Raw genomic sequence first — 18,858 nt, 5'->3', positions numbered from 1 at the left:
CTTCGCTTGAGCAGCGTTTGCTCACCCCTACCGCGACAGCGTCGCTATTTCAAATTCCTTTCGCGTTAGGGAGGTGGGTGGGTCCTGAATCGGTGTTGAGCGCTGATCATCTCCCAACTGGCTAGAGTTCTTTGAGTACCAAGCATTCTCCGCTCTTAATAGAAGGTTTTTTCCATCCATCCTTCAGAGGCGATCTGCCACAGGTACTCGATACGGTAAGCAATGTCATTGGTCACGATTTGCTATGACATCTTCCTCCGAATTGGCAGAACTATCTTGTCGCCTGCGGGTTCCGGCAACCTCCATTTATGCTCATTTGTTACGCTACCTGAAGGAGCATCCGTATCACACCATCACTGATTTTTTGCTGGATGCAGCCACCGCCTTCTATCTGCCGCTGTCACTCATGGAACCGTCGATCGCGTCTGCTATCTCACCGGAAGATCTACACATCTATGGCTGTCAGGCAGTCTCCGCGTTAACGGCTCAATCAGCTTTGATTACTTCCCGGCTGAACGCCCAACTTCCGACTTCACTTCAGATTCACGCCTCACTGACAACATTCAATCAAACCTTAACTGCAAATAAAGATGTCGTCCAAGCGACAACTGTGCCTGATAAACTCGTCAACCCATTTAGTAATGCAAACTTCAGCAAACTCAAGTAGTGGAACCATTTCATGCCAACGACTAAACTTCAGTCACGTCACCTTATGGTTGCGATCGACTTTGGCGGCTCGTCTACCAAAGCAATTTATGCAACTCTGAACGAAATTTCATCTCCTACCAGTTTGGTAATGGCTCCTGAAGCGGCTCAGATCTCACCTACCAATTTGGAGCAATTGCAAACAACCCAATTGTTTACACCTGCTCCAGAACACAATACCTGGGTGAAGTTGGGTAATGATTGCTGGGCAGTAGGGACACTCGCCAAACGATTCCATGCTCATGCTGGACTGAATCAACCCAAGTTTGAGCGTGCCCTCTACAAAACACTGGCAGCCATTTGGGTGATTCAGCAGCGACTACAGTTTCCGCATGAATTTCACCTGTCGCTTTCCTGCCTACTGCCACCGAATGAGTATGAGGATAGAACACGCTTTGAGAAACAACTTCGCTCTGCTCTGACCCGCTTTGAAACACCCAGAGGTGGATTGAAGGTGAAGCTAGAGCAGTTTGACTGTCAACCTGAAGGAGCGGGGATTGCCATTCGCTATGCCAATAGTTATAAAGACAAGTTCTCAACTCAGCGAATCGTGATCGCCATGTTGGGACATCGCAATGCTAGCGTGATTGCCTTTGAACATGGAGCCTTGTCTGTCTTCAAATCCTCCAACTTAGGCTTCATTCGCTGCTTAGAGCAGATTGAGCAACGCAGCAGTGGACAAACTCCTGAACTTCTGCTTTCAGCGATCGTCGAGTGGATTGCCAGTAAGATGCAAAGTGAGGAACCCTTTGTGGAGATCGCCCGCTCCACTCAAGCATCCAATCGAACAGAGGAAGCCAAACATTTGGCAGCGATCGCTCGGCAAGCACGGGCTGATTACATTCGCACTATCACCTCCTGGCTACAAGAAGTGATGCCCAACGGTGCCGATGAGTGGGTATTTGCCGGTGGCACGACCAACCTGATCGCCACGGATTTAGTCAAGCACTTTGGTCAGCATCTTTCCTTTCATGTCGATGTAGAAATACCAGAACCCATTGACGCTGATGGATTGGGGCACCGGCTCTCAGACGTTTGGGCACTGTTTCAGTATTTCTGCTCGATTCACCCACAACTGCAACCTGTTTGATTTGGAGACAACCATGCAACCTACAATTCATATCGTCGATGGCTCTGGGGGTGGGCGCGGCAAATCCTTGTTTACCTGTGCGATGGCGCATTATTGCCAGACTCACAACTACCCGATTCAACTGTTCGATGCGGATGATGCACATAGTTACAACGTCAAAAAGTTCTACAACGATGCTGTTGAACTGGTCTTGAGCGAGATTGAATACCAAGACCTGGACAAAGTGTGGAGCAGCGTGGAGCAACATTTGATTCCCCTGGTTAACCTGCCTGCCGGAGCACATCAGTTTGTCTACGACTGGTTCAAAAGCAACGGGCTGCTGGAACTCAATCTCACAAGTGGTGGTGGCATGAGTTCAGAAGAGGGCGAACCTGTGCGCCTGATCAAATGGTTCCTGTGCAATCCCAGTCAGCAAACATTGGAGCTATTTGAGCGATCGCTGGAGGACTATGCCACATATCCTGAAGGGCGAGTCATCCATATCTTTGTTCGCAACTTACACTTGGCAACAGAGCGGCAATGGCGGGAGTTTGGCAACGTGATTGAAACTCAACAGACAGGGAATGGTAAACCCTGGAAAGCCCTTTTTGCCTCGCCCCATGCCAAAGTGATGGATTTCCCCAAGTTCCCACCTTACGAACGAGACAAGTGGGATAAGTTGGGCTGGACGTTTGCTCAGACTATCGCCGCGTCGGATCACTTCCATCTACTAGAACGGCAGCGTGTTGCCACCTTTCTCAAAGAATTTGCACGAGCGATCGATGCTCTAAACCTGTGGAATGGCACTCTCACCCAAGAAGAAACAGCCAAGCTGACCCAAGCTGCCCAACTTCAGGAGAAAACAAAGACTCGAAAATCGAGTACAAAAAACTCTGCTTCTGATAAATCCGAACAATCCACAAAAACTACGACTGACACATCCAAAACAATCGAAGAAACAAATCAGGAGGTTGCCCATGTCCAATCGTAACGGCACTTCTCCAACCCCTACTGATGAGGACCTGATTTTGGATGACGAAGAGATCGCCCCACCACCGCTACCAAACCGTCCACCATCCTTAAAACTGTCAGCAAGCGCGAAATCTGCCCTGGATTATCTGTTGATCAGTGAACCAGACTATGTGAAGGCAAAGGTGGTTGAAGTGTTGACGCAGTACAACCTCAATTCTGATGATCCAGCCTTTATTCTGATGGCAGCAACTGGACGATTGCAGGCTTTGCTGGAAGAGAAACCCAAAGACATGAACGCGCTGTTTGAGCAGTGGCGAGATGACGTGTATCGCCGAGTGGCAGACTATCGGGAAGGTTTGAAGGAATACGAACGCACGGCATTAGAGGCACAGAAAACCGCGATCGCTCATACAGTTCACACGCTAATTCGCAAAACCGCGATCGACCAGTTCATGCACCAGTTGAGCGCTACTTCAACTATCATTGCGGGTGCCTTGCTGCTGGTTGCTGCCGTGATTGGCGGTGGACTAGGGTTGTCCTATGCTCGGTCACAGCAGGCACAGGTTACTCAAGACCCATCTGGCAAGCGCCAACTCACGCTAGATGAAGCGAATACCTTGAAGTGGGCAACCAGCAGTGAAGGCAAGTTTGCCAGAAATCTGACGATGTGGAACCAGGATTTACTGAAACGCGACTGGCAGGGACGATTGGAGTGCGAGGAACAGGCGAAGAAGTTGGGAGTGGTGCTGAAGCTGGGGGAGAAGAAGGTGCAATCAGGCTTTTGTACTTTGTGGGTACGTCCACGGTAAGGCAGTGTTCCCTAACAAAGTCTTATCTCAAAGAACTATTTGCAATTATGAAGATTTAGGAAGTTGGCTAACATAATGCAGAGGTTGTTGGAGGCGCAGCAAGCAAAGCCAGAAGAGGAGATTAAGGAAATCCGTGAGGATGGCTCACCGTTGGGTAAGCATGGAGAGCGGGGACATATTGAAAAGACTGATTGGAAGGCTTTTCTGATACTTATCGGTTATCTAAAATCTCGAATTCTGAGAGTCCTGAAACTTTTGTAGGCGCTCGATCAAGGATGCACACTTATAGACCATTGCCGCACGACTATCAACATTGAGTTTGATAAAAATCCGACGAAGGTGTGATGCGACAGTCCACTCACTAATATGGATCCGAGTTGCAACTTGCTTATTAGATTGTCCTAAAGCAACGAGAGCTGCGACTTGCAGCTCTCGCGCAGTCAAGAGGTTGATACGATCTGAATCTGAATTTATATCTTCAAGGGTATTTTGTGTGCTTATAATAGCGTAATGATTTCCATCACAGCTAAAGTGCCCTAAAAATGGAAAAGCTATAGTACTATCGATCTGCTGACTAGGCAAATTATCATTATTATCATGTTCTTGAAAGGACACAACAAGAAAAGTAGAATCTTTTATATAGAACCTACTTACAACAGAAAAGCTTGGAAAGGTATTATTATTGCTTTTAGAGGGAGCTAACTCGATTTGCTCAGACATAAAATATTCTCCTAGATAGACAGTCCTTTGAGAAAGGTCTTCCTAAAAACAAGCACTAGTCCTTCCTGGTTTTACTGCCACTTAGTAACAATTCGTACTAGAATCTTTGTAGCGAAACACGAGAATTATTGTGAACCTATACTAAGTACCAAAATCCTTTAACTTTGTTCCAATGAGCAAATTGAAGAGTAGGGTGACCTCCTGATTCTTGAATAGCAGACATCTCAGCTTTATGTATCTGTCTTGAGGATACTTGAGGCTCTGGTAGGGTGAGGGAAAGCAAATGAACGACAGCAAGATTTACTCCTGCCCACACGACCTTAGCGGTGTTAGTCTCTACTAATAACTGACGAAAGTAGTTACGCTCCTCTGCGACCAAATTATCCTGTATTGAAAGAGGTTTGCAAGTAATATCCCATTCTTCAAGATATTTACAGATTTCTGGTGGAGAGTTGATATCCAGATCTTCTGGTGAAAGGCGAGTGAGGAGGATGGCTGATTCCAGGCTTAAAGCCAGGGCAATCGTGTCCCGAAAAGCTAAAGGCAAGAGGTAATCTGTAGTTTGGCTCTGAGCGAATTGCTGATTGAGCAAATGGGAGATCGCTTCCCATCGCCAAAAGATTTCCAGTTTCCTACTTGTGGGTAGCAACGATTCTTGGGGACTATCACCCAACCAGAAGAGATTAAGTTTGGTTAAATCAGTTTCAGAGCGAAACCTTTCCCACTCTCTGAGTGACTGAAGTGTTTCTTCTAAGGCAATACGCTCTTGCTCAGGTGTCCTTTTGAGCGAGATTCCTTGAGGTGTAATAAGTTCTGGTTGCTGTAAATACAAGGTTGGATTGTCGAGGATATTCCAAAGCTCTTGGACAACCCACAAATCCATGACTTCTCCCAGATGTTTAATTAGGGTAACACCATACTGGGAGAATGCCAGGGTGGGATCAATAATGCAATTCTGATGCCGATGCTTATACGGCATCAACTCGACTGATAACTCCATTGGGTTTCCCTTTTGGTATATAGTTTGTGTAGATTCTTAGATTATTTTGTTGCTACAACTTTCTGAATACGAATGAATCCATTCTCAGCCTTGCGATTATCTACCTATAAGGCGAAGTAGCCATTCCAGCAAAGAACGTACCCATAGGAACAACCAACCCAAGCAACCTGAGGCAACAACAGTAGGGAGAAACTCCTTGCCTTGAACTTGAACGGTGACGATCGGCACCTCATTTTGAGGATAAACAATCACTTGAGTGTAACGCCCGTCAGGAAGGCTAATAATATCTCCTTGAAACTGTCCAGCTGTAGTGGAAAAAGCTACATCACTAGTGCGGAACGGTCCTAAATACTCGCCGCTTCGATCTCTAGGGGTTACAAAGATCTGAGCTGCCCGAAAGCCTCTAGAGGCATCCAATCCAAAATTCAACACTACAGATGAGCTTAATGAATCAACCTTAACTCCAGCCCATTTAGAGATAGTAAACAGGCGATTAAACATGCTCCCATCAGGTAACTTACCTTCAACGAGAAAACGAAAAGTATATGTTCCTTCTTTACTGGTGTCTTTGAAGATGTTGGCATAATTGCCATCATTGGCTGAACCATCTTCATGATTGCCATCATCAAAAAGTTGGTTTGAACCATCTGCAAAGATAGATGGCGGTTTGAGAATGGGTAGTTCATTCAGCTCGTTCTGACGTAGCAGCTGCTGAAGCATTGCCAATTTCGGGTGTGCCGGATCTGCTCCACTAGGTTGGACTGGTTTATAGTTTGCACCATTGGTCGCCAAAAACGTACCTAGTCCTTCACCAGGTCGAGCAAGTTCTACCGTGACTTTGGCATCGGTGACAGGGTTTGAACCAGCCCGGATGCGGCAAGTAATTGTCATTACATCTCCGGTGTAATATTCGTTGCGATCAAATTCAATGTCAGCTTTGACGAACAGATCAACAAATGCCAGTAGGTTATCTGCCGAGATTGCTTGAGGTATTCCACCACTGCGATGAACTACACGCCATTCCGTAGCTGGTACGCTGTCTTCACCGCCGTATAGCTGTGCCAAATCGACGGTGACGAATCCATGCTTGGGACAACGCTCCACACCGACATCTAGGGACAGAAACGCGGCTGTATCCCCTTGATTACGTCTGGCCAGCTCGATCGTATCAGTTCGGTTGTTCCACTCAATCGCCAATCCTAAGCGGTTTACCTTCGGCTCCAAGCGTAGGTAAATCTGCTGTCCCAGCGGGCTGCGGTCAGTTGTTAAAGGGGGCATGGGTGCGATCGGTTGAGCTTCTTGAGAAAAGCCAACCATTTGAGCGATTGCTTGCTTAATCAAACCCACATCTGTGACATTACGATAAATTCCCGCTGGTCCAGCACCCGCAGGCAGCGGTAGGTTATTCAATACATCGTCTTGAACAGTGCTTCCTAGCCCAATCGTGTAGATGGATAGACGACTGTTAACATTGGGATAGTCATTACGAGCGACTGAAAAATTTCTGACAAAAGCCGGGGCTGAGGTACTGGGATCTACCCGAGTTGTGCCACTGTTTTCGTAGCCATCCGTGAGCAAAATAATGGTGAATCGTGGGTCATCTGCTACCCCCAGTCCATTGAACAGTTCCATTGCTTTTAGCAATCCATCACTAATAGGGGTACAGCTTCCAGCAGGTCCAAAATCTAAGGTACAAATGTCATTAAATTCATCCCCGAAAATTAAGTCGATACTGCTCAAAGGCAAGATAGGTGTAACCAGAGCATTGAAGGGTGGATTGTGCCAGTTACAGGTGTTATCTTCAAACACCAATACACCGACTTTGTCGGTTGGTGATACATCCTTCCGTAGACCCGCAAACAGTTGAGCCAGAATCCGAGCAGCAGTTTGGGCATTTTCCCATTTACTACCCGACATACTGCCTGAGCGGTCAAGTACGAGCATAAGATGTTGCGTCCGGGGCACGATCACCAAAGCTTGAGGTACACTCGTATTTTCGAGGACACCGACTCCTAGCAGTTCAGGTGCCTCAAATCTCGTAGTCACGAGGATATTAATGGTTTTGTTGCCATATACCCCTGGCGGATTGAAGGGGAAAGTTTGACTAGCGCTGGGAATAGTGGGAAATGCTGTAACGGCAATAGCATCGCCACCGCTAGTTCTGTTCCAGGTGTAGGTAATTGTTGGTATTGGAGCACCAATAACCGTTGGTGCAGCAGCTGTCCCATTAGCTAGGGCAGCAGTCAGGTTGACTGAATTTTTCTCTGGAACGATTGCACCAGGGGTAGGGGCGGTAATGGCAGAAACCGGATCAGACATAATTCGGGTAATTGTAGTTTCAAACAGATTTTGCCCCTGAGTGAATACATATGTTGTACTGACTGGGGGAGGGGAGTTGTTGACAATTTTAACTACCCAGAGATCTCCAGCAACGGCAACGCTAGAACTCAATGTGCAACTCAGTTCTGTGTCCGCACCAACCATGTTTGTACTGGGAACAACCGTTCGATTGGTAAATGAATCATTGTGAATTCCACCAGGTAGTAAATCACGCTGTCTGACTACACCTCCTTCAATCTTGATGAGTGTGATCTGAACATTGTTTCCTGCTGTTGGATACTGAACAGTGAATGTTTTAGGCCCACTCAAATCCAGGCTTAAGTTGACGATCGCGCCTCTTGAATTACTAATCGTAAATGTATTTGAGCTAGTAACTGTAGTTGGGGAAATGGCTGGATTAGGCATTAGAACTTCTCCTTACTGTTATGAAGCTGGAATAATACGCTCGTAATGTGAGAAAATCTGAACAGGAATATTTAAATCTGGGGCAATAGCTTGATAGAAGTTAGTTACAGTGAATGAAGTAGAGTCAGCAATTCTGATGCAAAATATCCAAATTGTGTTGTTAAGGGATATTAAAGCGAATGGAGCTGAATTAGCTCCAGCAGACAGCACCTTGCTCCAACTTCCGTCAGAATTACGTCTCTTGAAGAAAATTTGATCATAATAAAAAGTGTCGATGAAAGGACCAATCGCTGCATGGATCCAAAAAAGCCATAAACCACCATCAGAATCTTCTACTGCTGTTGGTTGTCTACTAACTCTGGATTCATCATCATCAATCAGTGTATCCGGAACTGCCTGAACACTTTCCCATGCACTGCCAGTAAATCGAGAGTAATGAATTAACTTGTCTGAATTTAGCTCATCTGAGTCCCAAAAGACCCACACGTTCCCCCTTGACAAAACTAGTACAAAGGGATTTCTATTGTTTCCCTTTTTAGCGTCATGAGTTGCTGTATGAGTCACAATGCCTGTAAATGGATTTAAACACAATGTGTGAATGTTATTCTGCACATTACAAAAAGCAACCCAAATATTTCCATCCAAGTCACGAGCAGCATGAAACAGTCCATCTCCAGTTTCCTGTGCTGAGATTTGCTGAGGTGTAGCATCTAACCAAGTGGGAGGAGTTGTGTTGTGCTGGTAACGGCGATATTGCCAGAATAATGAATCATCACTGCCACCATCTGGATAGAACACGACTACCAATTCTTTACTAACAACGATAAAAGGAGGAATGTACCTTCCTAAATTATTAGTGCTAGCTACTTTCTGTTCTTCTACAGTACTTAGTTTCTCTAAAGATGCGTGTTTGAGGAATATGCCTTCTGAGGAATCTCTATATGCACCATAAACTACAATCAACTCACCATTTGGAAGTACCGCCGCATGTGGAAAGCGTGAAATTCTTTCACTTGATACTTGAGATGCGCCTGAAAACCCTGCAACTATATTGTGTAAATCAAGCCTTTGTTGGTAGATTTGCCATTGACTACTAGAATCTTTCCCTCCGTAGATTGCTATAATTCCGTTGTTGTTATCGAACAAATAGGAACGTAAACCAATAGCTGGATCATCGGGGATTTCATCTCTTGGACCACGGCTATAAAGCTGAGTAATTGCCTCAACCACTAATTCTCGTTTAATACTGGTACTATTGAGAAATCCAACAGTTGAAGGGCAAGCACCATCGAACCAGACTTGTAATGTAATCTCAAATTTCTGATTAGAGTCAACAGCAGGTGCAAAGAAAGCAACACTTTGGTTAGTACCACAAACGGGAAAATCAGGAATAGTGATGGAGCCTTGAATAGTCCATCGATAATGAACTACAGGTTCACTTGCTGTCGCAGTCTTAACAACGGTTGCTGGTGTCAGTCCATTACTCGCTGTAAGAACAACTGATCCCTTTTCTTGAACTTTTGCCCTTCTGGCTTCTAAGCTTGAGTTTCGTGACAGCGGTGAAAAAGTTGCAAGCAGTCCTAAAACATATTGGAAGGCGTAATTCAGACGGAATTTAAACCGCTCCCAGAATGATTCTCCGAAATCATTGAATGAATTGGATGCAATTCGCAGAAGATTAGCGGAAGCTTCTCCACCAATTGTGAATTCCGCAATTGGGTCACACATTATACGGGTAATGGTGCCGTCAAGAAGATTTTGCAATTGAGTAAATTGATAAGATACAGCGGAGTTATTGGCGATCCTAACTTCCCATTCTTCTACAACTGCTTCACTCGAACTAATTGTGCAACTAAGTTCTGTATTAAAACTCGTTGGGTTAATACTGATAGTGACTGTACGATTAGAGAAAGGTTGACTGGCTGGATTGGGCAGCAAATTCAAAGATATGCTACCTCTGATTAGAGTTATCTGGACAAATGCAGCCTCTGTTGGATATTGAGTGGTGAATGTTTTAGGAGAACTCAAATCCAGACTTAAATTGACGATCACACCTTTTGAATCACTAATCGTAAATGTATTTGATTCAGTAATTGAGGTAGGGGAAATGGCTGGATTAGGCATGGCTACTAGCTCTAATTACAGGGCAGTGACGAGTCGTTTGTAATAAGGATTGATGTTACCGTCGCGATCGCTGGACCAAAAAATCCAGATCGCATTGTTTGGAGCTAATAGGGTGAATGGTCTATTGTCATCTCTGGCAGAGATCGTTAGCTGGCGTGGCTGTCCCCAATTTCCCGTAGCAGGGTTGCGGCGCATGAAGAAAACATCTCGACTACCCACTGCACCTCGTGCCCAAAACAGCCAGATACCACCATCAACATCTTCAACCACGCAGGGTTGAACGTCTCCAGCAATTGTATTGGGAATTGGAGTATTGCTAGGTGGAGCACTTTGCCATGCTCCACCGCTAAAGCGAGCATGATGCACTCCATTGGGCGATCGCCAAAAGATCCACACTTCATTACTAGTAGTGCAGAGAACAAATGGTTCTTGATCGACCGCACCTGAATCCAAGCTATTGGCAATTGGCGCAGCCACAGCTCCCGTGGATGGAGTAAACCGTAGCACTTGGATATTGCCTGTATTGGTAGTAAATGCCGTCCAAATATTGCCAGAGCCATCTCGTGCGGCATGGAAATCAGTCTGAGCTGGTTCTGCCGAAAATTCGACTGCGGGTGTATCGACCCAGGTATTGTTCGTATGGCGACGGCGACGGTACTGCCAGCGGTTGGTTGAGCCAAGATGGTAGAAACAAGTCACTAAATCACCGCTGATAACCATAAAGGGATTGCTTTCGGCAACACCTCCTGTGTTAGCAATGGGTTGCTCTGGCGCTGCATTCAGCCCTGCTAAAGCAGCCCGTTTGAACAAAACGTCTGAAGCAGATGCAACACCAGATTGATAAGCAACCATCAAGTCACCATTGGGCAGCAGTACAGCATGAGATTCGCTCTTTTCTGTAGTGCCAGTAGTAACCTGTTGCGGTGGTGTCACAAAACCTGCCGATACATTATCAAGGTTGAGCCGCGTTGCAAAAATTTGAGTCGTTCCACCAACACGATCTGACTGCCACACGGCTACCAATCCATTGGTGTTATCAAACAAAAAAGCGCGTTTAGTTACGTTAATAGTTGGAGCTGGAGCTGGAGCGATCGCGGCATCGGGTGTACTCGGTAACTCTCCTCGCAGCAGGGCGTTGATTGCCTCCCGGAAGCTGATGGCCGGTCTTCCCTGTCCGCGTCGATATTCGGCAGGGTTAGTGCCGAACAAATCTGAAATTAGTGTTGCTGGTGGCAGGAGCAACCGTTGTTCCCGACGGTCGGTGATATCTCCTGGGGTGATGGTATTAACACCCGTTCGACGGGTAATGGTTGCTAACGTGTAGAAGCTATGTCCAGAAGGAGGGGAGGGTAGACTGGTGCCGTTACCCACCCGGACAACCCACTCTCGCTTCTTACGAGCACAACTTTCAGTCCCCAATCCAGACAGTACCAGGCTGGGGTCTTCATTCGGGGTCACCAGTCGCTCCCACACATCTAGATAGACAACAACCGTTCCATCTGTAGCAGGTGTTGTGAGCGCTTGAATCTGGGAAACTCCCCAGGCGGTTGCCAGACCTGCCGAGCCTGTTTGACTGGGGTGCAACGGTTGAGCAGTAAAGTTGATATCTGCCGTGATGATCACATCCAGTCCATCCACCAAACAACGCCCAACATTCCTGAGTCCATCTGCTGGACCTGTGATACCAGCCCGGATGACAAAGTCATTCGCCAGACTCGTCCCTTCAATCCGAAAGCCATTAGTGCCCTCTGGTACACCGTCCCCAACAAACCATTTCAGGAAGGCGCGTAGCTCAAACTTACGAGCATCCTCCAGTTCGTTCCAATCGGCATCGACTATTGGTACACCTTGTTGCAGACGTACACCAACGTAGCCACGTAGTGCCTCAAATGTATCTCTAGATATAACAGCCATAGGGTTACTCCTGGATTAAAATACCAGCCAAATAGTACGCTCCAGCCTGCTAGCAGGATCTTTAACAATCGCTGGATGGCGAACATAGTTGACTAATACATTGGTGTTATTCAATCTGCCAACAAGTCCAAACTCCCGCACTGTACTTGTTGGTGGGGTTTCACTGGGCCAAAGATGGGAACCTGGTCCCAGAATGGCTCTAATTTGAAGTCGCCGAGTGGGTCCAGCAACAATATCGCCAGTTGTTTCATCCACATAATCAAATTGGAGGGTATTGATTGGTGTTGGGGCAGGTGGGGGACTTGGGAGTGGTACTAATACCGGGGCAGGATCTTCCAAAGCCGTTTGCGTTTCAGTGGCGAGGGGGGTGCCCGTCTGATCCCACTCTGGTCTCCCCCGCCCTACCTGTAAGCCTTGTATGCCAAAGGTGTTGGTGGCATTTCGCATCAGCCCTGCCAAAAGTTGGCGGCAACTTAAGACGATCGCATTTCTTTGCCACCCCCGATCCCAAATCAGATTGCCCTGTGGGTCGTAGAGGCGATCGCGGTACATGCCAGATAAGTGATCCGAGACAGATTCCAGCGGGGGCATAGTCTTCTCCTGTTGCTAATGCCTAGAGGGGCGGAGGGAAATAGGTGCGATTGCGGAGCGTCGTCAAATCGGTGGGGTTGGCAGTGATGTTGCCTGGAGTGTTGGAGCGGAACAGCACCCAATCCGGCAGGGCAACCGTGGCACTGTCTGCTAAGCCGGTGTAATACTCCACAAAGGGGAAGCGATCAACGTAAGCATCCTGGAGATCTCTGCCAGGTGGGTAGACGAACTCGATATCGGTACGGGGAGACAGAATTACCACGGCGCGGGTATTGGCGGGTAAAAAGCGGCGTAGTAGGGGACGCAAGCGTTCTACCCTTTGCTGAGTCAAGGGATTGTTGGGGATAATTGGACTCAAGTAAAGCCCGACGGTGCCGCGAGTGTAATATTCGTCGTCCCGCAGATCTTCCTCCAGCGGCAAACCGACTGGCTTTTGAGGGGTATAGGACAGGAGATCGTCCCATTGGCGGCGACGCGATAATCGTTGAAAGTCCGACAGCGACACACTGGTATGACCGGCAAAGTGTTTTAGAGTACCCGTATCAAAAGAGCGCACGCTACTTGAGCGCCCCAGTCGAAGTGTTTCTACAGTTGGCTTGGTTGCTGGTTTCGCTGCGGTAAGGCGATTGTCAGGTCTAGAGATGGAGCGGGTCGCGATGCGCGAGAGGGGCACACTGCGATCGCTGCGATACAGGAGCCACAATGTGTCATCGGCAAGCCTTATCGGTGCGGGTGCGCGATCAGCTGGAGCACCTGTTGTCACAGGAGTCGGAGTGCCGATGGTGCTAGTGGTTGGGTTAATGGTGACTGACCAGAGATCAGAACTACCGCTGCGATCTGACTGGAAAAACACTTGCAGAGTATTGTCTGGCATACGGAGAACCGATGGTTCGCGATCGGCAAAGCGCCCAGTCGCGGGTGGCGTTGTGACAGCCGTTTCAGGGCTCCAACCAGTACCCGGTGTAAAGACTCGCTGGCGCAACGTCCAGATATCTTCTGGTGTGCCAATGCCCTGCCGCTGAGACCAGAATAACCAGAGGCGATCACTGGCATCCAGAACAGTGCAGGCTTCTCGGTTGCCCCCCAGACTGGTCGTCAATATTTCCATCGCAGACCATGCCGTGCCATTCCAGCGGGAGGAGACGATCTGCCAACTAGAGAAGGGACCCCCCGGTGTACTAGCAAACGTAGACCAAAACAGCCAGACGGCGCCTGTGTTATCGGCGATCGCCTGCAAATCTGCATGACGACCGGGGGCAAGCCCTGTAATTGTAATATCTTCCGAAGGCGACCAATCCACCTCGTCTCCCCAATCTCCTTGTGCCAGAGCATTGCGCTGATCAAAGCCAAGTGCTGTCGCTGCTGTAGAAAGCCCTAGATCCAGTTCCAAGTATTCATCGCCTCCGGTGCCAATAGTGCGGAGCGAAATCACTGATGGATTACTGGCATCAACAGCAGCGTTGACGTTTTGAAGTCGTGCATTCAAGACCCCCACCAGTTGGGTTGCTGTGATGGATTTGAAATTTGGAAAATCCGTCGCAGCAAACTCAATCCCATAAGGCTGTTCCCAGTTACCCCGAAGGACTAGCCGCATCCCCTCTTTTAGCTCAAACGGCTGGCTACGCTGTCCGATTAAATAGGCTGGCTGAGGGTTACGAACGGTGCCCTGCCGACTGAACCTGAGACGAGATTGATCGGTATCGGGCTGCTCAATCCAGGCGATCCAAAGGCTACCGTCAGGCAGTTCTACAACGGTTGGGGCACCCTGGGCCATTGGGGCTTCTACCATCAGGGGATAGGATTCTCCCCAAGTACCACTGCGAAATGTCTTGTAACGGATACGACCCTGGGGCAGAGAGGTCAACTCAATTGACGTTGTAGCAACTCCAGGCTGGGCCGCCCAAGTGGTAACAGGGGCGAGCAGATCGACGGTTTCGTAGAACAGGCGAATTCTAGCCGTGCGATCTTTGAAAGCTGCCAACCGACCTTTGAGTGCGCCTTCCAGGGTGACTAAACTGGTGGCATATTGCTCGACTCGTAGGGACGATTGTGCCCCCAGTAGGTGGGATCGCAGTTCAATGCGATTATCCGCGCGGGCAATGGCACTCACTTCCGACAGCGTTCGGTTCAGTACCGCAACCACTTCGCCCACAGTAGCAGCCTGGATGTCTAAAAAGTCTCCAGGTTGAAAGCGGACAGAGACCGGGACGCGATCGTCTGCTGTCACAGCAAACTCCATCCCCGGTCGTAAGCGAAATGGAGCAGCCTGGGAACTAATGAGCGTGGCAGGGGTACCCGCGACACCTGAAGCAGGATCGGTACCGATGGTCGTGTTGTTTCCAGATCCAAAACCCAAAACAAGAGCGGCATCATCGGTTCCCCGCCAGGTGGTGCCCACTTGCTGGATTGCAAATACATTGAACTGGGGTGGCGAGTTCGAGCGAACGATCGCCTGGGCAAACTCCGCAACCTGGGTATACCAACCCGTGTAGCGAGTCACTAGGTTGCGGAGGTTCGGCACCGTACCTACTGTGCGGTAATAGGAAGGGGCGGCTTTGACCTCGTTGCGTTGAGAAGAAATGGGCTGGGTATTATCGAGATCCCACCCTAACCACTGAGCCAGCAAGGGGAGAAAGTCAGGGCGCACCCGATCCAGGTCGTGTAACTGCGGCAAGCCTTCCGCCAAGCTCCGCATCAAATCCATTGACGATGCGGTGGCAGCAAAGAATCGCCAGAGTTGTCCGCGATCGCGCAAGCCAGGGGGTAAGTCCAGTAACGCTGTTTGAATGGAAGGACTAAGTCGCCCTATTTCGGGAGCTGTTAGCGGCAGGTCGTAGCGCAGGTGAACGGCTGGCAAGAGTTTGTAGAGTCGTTCGGTCAGGTTGTAATCTTGGGTGGCAAAGGCAGAATAGCGAGATTGATCACCGGCATAAAATGCCCCTGTACGATCCTGGGTAAAAAGGGTGTAGTAGTAGGTAGTCAGCGGTTGCAGATCGCGATCGCTGAACTGATTAATCACCGGCCCATAGTAGACACTCTGGTCAGGATTTGGAGCCAACGGGTAGGTGCGCTCCTGGCGCATAATACAGACCTGGGTCAATGGCCCGCTGGTGTCAAACTCTGATGCTGGCGGGTTCTGCCAGCTCAAGTCAATGCGCTGTCCCCGTAAATGCGGTGTTGCCTGAATCCCGGTGATGCTTCTCATCGCACGGTTCCTCCATTAACCACAATCGAAGTGGGGGGAATTGGAGGCGTTCTTAGATTTTGTAGATAGCCCCAGCGCGGTAGTTCATTCGGTTGCAGTTCAATTACGCCATTACTATCAAGAGTGTTGGAGTTGGGAGTCTGGCTGAACTCAGTAATAAATACGGATGCCACCTGAGGCAAGCTTTGGATCACGTCATACAATCGGCTGAGATAAATTTGCTGCCCAAAGTCGATCGCATCAAATGTCAGGTAATTATTTAATGCATCCTCGACTGCACGCTGTACATCGGTTTGCAGAAAGTACGGTTGGGCCTGTACCGTAGCCCGCAGGTAAATATCCGCTGGGGTGGGACCGATAATGTTAAGGCTGGTGGTTGCCATGCGGCGATTCTCAAAAAATGCCAGCAAATCCCGCTTGAGGAATTCAGATGGCTCTGCTACCTGCCCAGCAGGTGCGATGTACATCACTACCTGGTTCCAATTCACGGCGATCGCCCGTGCCTTGCCAACACCAGGAACCTGTAGGGCAAGGTCAGTGTAGTCATCCAACGTGACAGCCCGATCTTGGGTACGGAACAATCGTGGGGCAAATAGACGGGCACGATCCAGATCTTCCCCCTCCATGCCACCCCCCGCTGCCTCTAGGGCGATCGCATCCTTGATCATCGGCAACCTTGCCTGAAACCGAGTCCCCGTTGGCACATTGCCCAGTACACCCCCGCCCACCCGGTAGGTTGCTTGAAGCGTGACCGGATTCGTTGCCGTCCCCTCCAGAGGAATTAACCCATTGGTGCCATCCCCAAAGACAATTACAGCGCTTCCCCCAGCATTGCGCTGCACCATAAAGTGGCGATCGGCAGGGCTGCTGTTAGCAAGGGTATCTACCTCTTGCCAGAAGGTGAGTCCGCCTGGTTCTATCGCTGTTACCTGAATTGACCCTGAAATGATCTGGGGCTTGCTCAAGGAATACATCTGATTAGGACTGCCATTCGATCGCGCCACAACTTCATTCAGTTCGCTCTGACCTTGTATCACCAGCAACGGCGAAAAATATCGCCAATTAGTTGCCGGGTCGGCAGGCGTGAGCTGATTATTCGCAATTTGCAAATCTGTTTCAGTCTCAAAAACGATTTGCTGCCTCGTAGCCAGTTCCACAAAGAACTGTGTTCGGGCAGGAATTGAAATGGGAGTGCGTTCAGTCGCATTCACCGCAATTCGCAACGCAGCGGTTGCAGGGGTTGGGGGACGTAGCTCATATCCAATCAACCGCAGCAGTTGAGTCAGGGCTTCTGGCTCATCGGATGTGGCAGGAAGCAGATTACTAGCAATCCGATTTTGGTAGTACAGCGTGATATCACAGGCATAGGCAAAGAGATCAATCAACAAAACGCCCAAATCGCTTTCGCTGAAGTCTGTCCATTCCGGCAAACTCTCTCTCGCCAAGGCCAGCATGGCTGCGCGCATGGACTCATAGTCGAGATTGGTGTAGTCGATCGTGGGCGGTTTCACAGTAATCTCCTATGGAATCTGCAATTCCAGACGGCGGATGACATCTTGGGGGGCGGCGGTGTATTCCACCACAATGCTGAGTTCGCTTTCAACCGTGCGAATGCGAATCGGAGCAGTGAGCTTGACCTCTGGCATGTACGTGCGGAGGGCTTGCTCAATCTCGTGCTTGATCAGGGCACCCAGGGTTGTGCTGTTTGGAGCTTGCAAGCGGTGGTGTACGCCGCCACCGTAAGTTCGCAACATCACCCGTTCACCCAGACGGGTGCTGAGGAGATGGCGCACATTGTCTTCGATCTTGTCAAAACCTTGCGATCGCTCAATTCCTCCATTCGTGATCCGAAAGGGAAAAGCAAATCCCATTAATGCATGGTTGGGGAAGGCGTTCATTGGATTTCTCCTCGGAGGACGTTGGGAGCAGTCGATGGAGGGTTACCCGGTTGGGGAACAGCTGTCAGAGCAGCTTTTAGGTTTTGTTCAGCAAGTTGAGTAGGAGCCCAATTGGTAAACGCTTGGGCAACACCCCTCTGCCACGTGGAGAGGGACTGGAGCCAGACATTAGTCTCAGAGACCCATTGCCAGAAGGCTGGGTCTAAACTGGGATCGGAATTAGTTTCTGCATGAATCGTTGCAATCCGAAACACCGCTTGTCCAAGGGCACCAAAGTTTGGATCGACATCGGGGCGATCGACATTCGCTCCCGCAATGGGGCGCATTGCCTCTTTGAACTCTGTTTTACAAGTTGCGTTATTAGTTCCTAAACTCATAATTCATCTCTCAAGACGCTATAACCGTTGAGGTGCTAATAAGAACAACAGGGGCACCTAAATTCCCAATCGCTTGATCTGTCATCCGCATAACAGGTGCTACTGGAGAAGCACCTAGCAGGACAGAACTTCCCTTAATCTGAATCGGTCGGCCTCCACTATCTACAGTGGTCATACCAGACATTAGTTCCACTTTTGCACCCTGTCCAGTTTCAATTTTGGTCGCTGTCGCTGTAAGTTCAACTTTGGCTCCCGATTGAGTCTGAAGCTTTGCTCCATTTGCATCAAACGTGAGGCTGTGACTATTCACACCATCATTAATTTTGATGCCATCTTTGTCTAACGTAATTGTGTGACCATTGGCTGATTGAATTTGAATGGCTTTTTCATCTGATTTGTCATTGAAGATAATCAAATGTTCGGATGCCGTTTTAATCACTCGCTTTTCGGGAGGATTCGCCTCTGCCTCTGCAGCCCATTCCCCAGCGACATACTGGATGCCTGTCCAAATTGGTAAACCAGAATCTCCCCCCTCAAATTCGACCCAGACTTTGGCATCTACTTCAGGAATAAAAAAGAACCCGTAGGGCAGAGCAGGACGAGCAACCATCAATTCATCGGGTGGAAAAATGGTAGGGACAGAGACTTGGATCTGCCCCAGATTTTGGTCATCGCGATTATCTTTGACAATGCCTGTATATTTACCAAAGTATTGATCTGACATCATTC

The 18,858-nt window shown here is 48.8% G+C and carries 15 protein-coding genes; 4 read left to right on the top strand and 11 right to left on the bottom strand.

Annotated features, from left to right (window positions below):
* Positions 1-244 precede the first annotated feature (244 nt).
* Genes ACKFKH_RS21355 through ACKFKH_RS21340 form a run of 4 tightly spaced genes read left to right on the top strand, consistent with a single transcriptional unit; the run spans position 245 to position 3,555 of the window.
* Positions 245-667, top strand: coding sequence for a hypothetical protein (locus ACKFKH_RS21355; protein ID WP_446860370.1), 423 nt, complete (start codon positions 245-247; stop codon positions 665-667).
* Positions 668-679: 12 nt separating this feature from the next.
* Positions 680-1,795: a ParM/StbA family protein gene (locus ACKFKH_RS21350; protein WP_446860369.1), complete on the top strand. Its 1,116-nt coding sequence runs from the start codon at positions 680-682 to the stop codon at positions 1,793-1,795.
* 13 nt (positions 1,796-1,808) lie between these two features.
* Positions 1,809-2,765, top strand: coding sequence for a hypothetical protein (locus tag ACKFKH_RS21345; RefSeq protein ID WP_446860368.1), 957 nt, complete (start codon positions 1,809-1,811; stop codon positions 2,763-2,765).
* Complete coding sequence (locus tag ACKFKH_RS21340; protein WP_446860367.1) at positions 2,752-3,555, top strand: DUF6753 family protein; 804 nt, start codon at positions 2,752-2,754, stop codon at positions 3,553-3,555. Before ACKFKH_RS21345 ends, ACKFKH_RS21340 begins: the two co-directional genes overlap by 14 nt.
* 222 nt (positions 3,556-3,777) lie before the next feature.
* Here ACKFKH_RS21340 and ACKFKH_RS21335 read toward each other — a convergent pair whose 3' ends face one another.
* From ACKFKH_RS21335 to ACKFKH_RS21285, 11 genes are all read right to left on the bottom strand, one after another.
* On the bottom strand, positions 3,778-4,275 hold the full coding sequence (locus ACKFKH_RS21335) for a response regulator transcription factor (protein WP_446860366.1): 498 nt from the start codon (positions 4,273-4,275) through the stop codon (positions 3,778-3,780).
* 136 nt (positions 4,276-4,411) lie between these two features.
* Positions 4,412-5,275 (bottom strand): hypothetical protein, encoded by an 864-nt coding sequence (locus ACKFKH_RS21330; protein WP_446860365.1) that lies wholly within the window; start codon positions 5,273-5,275, stop codon positions 4,412-4,414.
* Positions 5,276-5,371: 96 nt separating this feature from the next.
* The gene (locus ACKFKH_RS21325) at positions 5,372-8,020 is read right to left on the bottom strand and encodes a choice-of-anchor X domain-containing protein (protein WP_446860364.1); all 2,649 of its coding nucleotides are present in this window, start codon (positions 8,018-8,020) and stop codon (positions 5,372-5,374) included.
* 18 nt (positions 8,021-8,038) lie between these two features.
* Positions 8,039-10,144, bottom strand: coding sequence for a hypothetical protein (locus ACKFKH_RS21320; RefSeq protein WP_446860363.1), 2,106 nt, complete (start codon positions 10,142-10,144; stop codon positions 8,039-8,041).
* A gap of 15 nt (positions 10,145-10,159) precedes the next feature.
* Positions 10,160-12,058: a DUF6519 domain-containing protein gene (locus tag ACKFKH_RS21315; RefSeq protein WP_446860362.1), complete on the bottom strand. Its 1,899-nt coding sequence runs from the start codon at positions 12,056-12,058 to the stop codon at positions 10,160-10,162.
* A 15-nt stretch (positions 12,059-12,073) separates the two neighbouring features.
* Positions 12,074-12,649, bottom strand: a complete 576-nt coding sequence (locus tag ACKFKH_RS21310) for a hypothetical protein (protein WP_446860361.1) — start codon at positions 12,647-12,649, stop codon at positions 12,074-12,076.
* 22 nt (positions 12,650-12,671) lie between these two features.
* Positions 12,672-15,854, bottom strand: a complete 3,183-nt coding sequence (locus tag ACKFKH_RS21305) for a phage tail protein (RefSeq protein ID WP_446860360.1) — start codon at positions 15,852-15,854, stop codon at positions 12,672-12,674.
* On the bottom strand, positions 15,851-17,365 hold the full coding sequence (locus ACKFKH_RS21300) for a baseplate J/gp47 family protein (RefSeq protein WP_446860359.1): 1,515 nt from the start codon (positions 17,363-17,365) through the stop codon (positions 15,851-15,853). The genes ACKFKH_RS21305 and ACKFKH_RS21300 overlap by 4 nt, the downstream gene beginning before the upstream one ends.
* Positions 17,366-17,374: 9 nt before the next feature.
* Complete coding sequence (locus ACKFKH_RS21295) at positions 17,375-17,752, bottom strand: GPW/gp25 family protein (protein ID WP_446860358.1); 378 nt, start codon at positions 17,750-17,752, stop codon at positions 17,375-17,377.
* A complete protein-coding gene (locus ACKFKH_RS21290; RefSeq protein WP_446860357.1) occupies positions 17,749-18,129 on the bottom strand; it encodes a hypothetical protein in 381 nt (126 codons plus the stop codon). The genes ACKFKH_RS21295 and ACKFKH_RS21290 overlap by 4 nt, the downstream gene beginning before the upstream one ends.
* A gap of 10 nt (positions 18,130-18,139) precedes the next feature.
* A complete protein-coding gene (locus tag ACKFKH_RS21285) occupies positions 18,140-18,853 on the bottom strand; it encodes a phage baseplate assembly protein V (RefSeq protein WP_446860356.1) in 714 nt (237 codons plus the stop codon).
* Positions 18,854-18,858: the final 5 nt, after the last annotated feature.

It is taken from the genome of Phormidesmis sp. 146-20, assembly GCF_052939475.1.
This window is presented reverse-complemented; position numbering and strand designations above follow the sequence as displayed.

Coding starts and splice junctions, on each gene's coding strand:
- ACKFKH_RS21320 (WP_446860363.1), bottom strand. CDS start 10,144: ATGCCTAATCCAGCCATTTCCCCTACCTCAATTACTGAATCAAATACA.
- ACKFKH_RS21305 (WP_446860360.1), bottom strand. CDS start 15,854: ATGAGAAGCATCACCGGGATTCAGGCAACACCGCATTTACGGGGACAG.
- ACKFKH_RS21345 (WP_446860368.1), top strand. CDS start 1,809: ATGCAACCTACAATTCATATCGTCGATGGCTCTGGGGGTGGGCGCGGC.
- ACKFKH_RS21350 (WP_446860369.1), top strand. CDS start 680: ATGCCAACGACTAAACTTCAGTCACGTCACCTTATGGTTGCGATCGAC.
- ACKFKH_RS21295 (WP_446860358.1), bottom strand. CDS start 17,752: ATGAACGCCTTCCCCAACCATGCATTAATGGGATTTGCTTTTCCCTTT.
- ACKFKH_RS21325 (WP_446860364.1), bottom strand. CDS start 8,020: ATGCCTAATCCAGCCATTTCCCCAACTACAGTTACTAGCTCAAATACA.
- ACKFKH_RS21310 (WP_446860361.1), bottom strand. CDS start 12,649: ATGCCCCCGCTGGAATCTGTCTCGGATCACTTATCTGGCATGTACCGC.
- ACKFKH_RS21355 (WP_446860370.1), top strand. CDS start 245: ATGACATCTTCCTCCGAATTGGCAGAACTATCTTGTCGCCTGCGGGTT.
- ACKFKH_RS21315 (WP_446860362.1), bottom strand. CDS start 12,058: ATGGCTGTTATATCTAGAGATACATTTGAGGCACTACGTGGCTACGTT.
- ACKFKH_RS21335 (WP_446860366.1), bottom strand. CDS start 4,275: ATGTCTGAGCAAATCGAGTTAGCTCCCTCTAAAAGCAATAATAATACC.
- ACKFKH_RS21285 (WP_446860356.1), bottom strand. CDS start 18,853: ATGTCAGATCAATACTTTGGTAAATATACAGGCATTGTCAAAGATAAT.
- ACKFKH_RS21330 (WP_446860365.1), bottom strand. CDS start 5,275: ATGGAGTTATCAGTCGAGTTGATGCCGTATAAGCATCGGCATCAGAAT.
- ACKFKH_RS21340 (WP_446860367.1), top strand. CDS start 2,752: ATGTCCAATCGTAACGGCACTTCTCCAACCCCTACTGATGAGGACCTG.
- ACKFKH_RS21290 (WP_446860357.1), bottom strand. CDS start 18,129: ATGAGTTTAGGAACTAATAACGCAACTTGTAAAACAGAGTTCAAAGAG.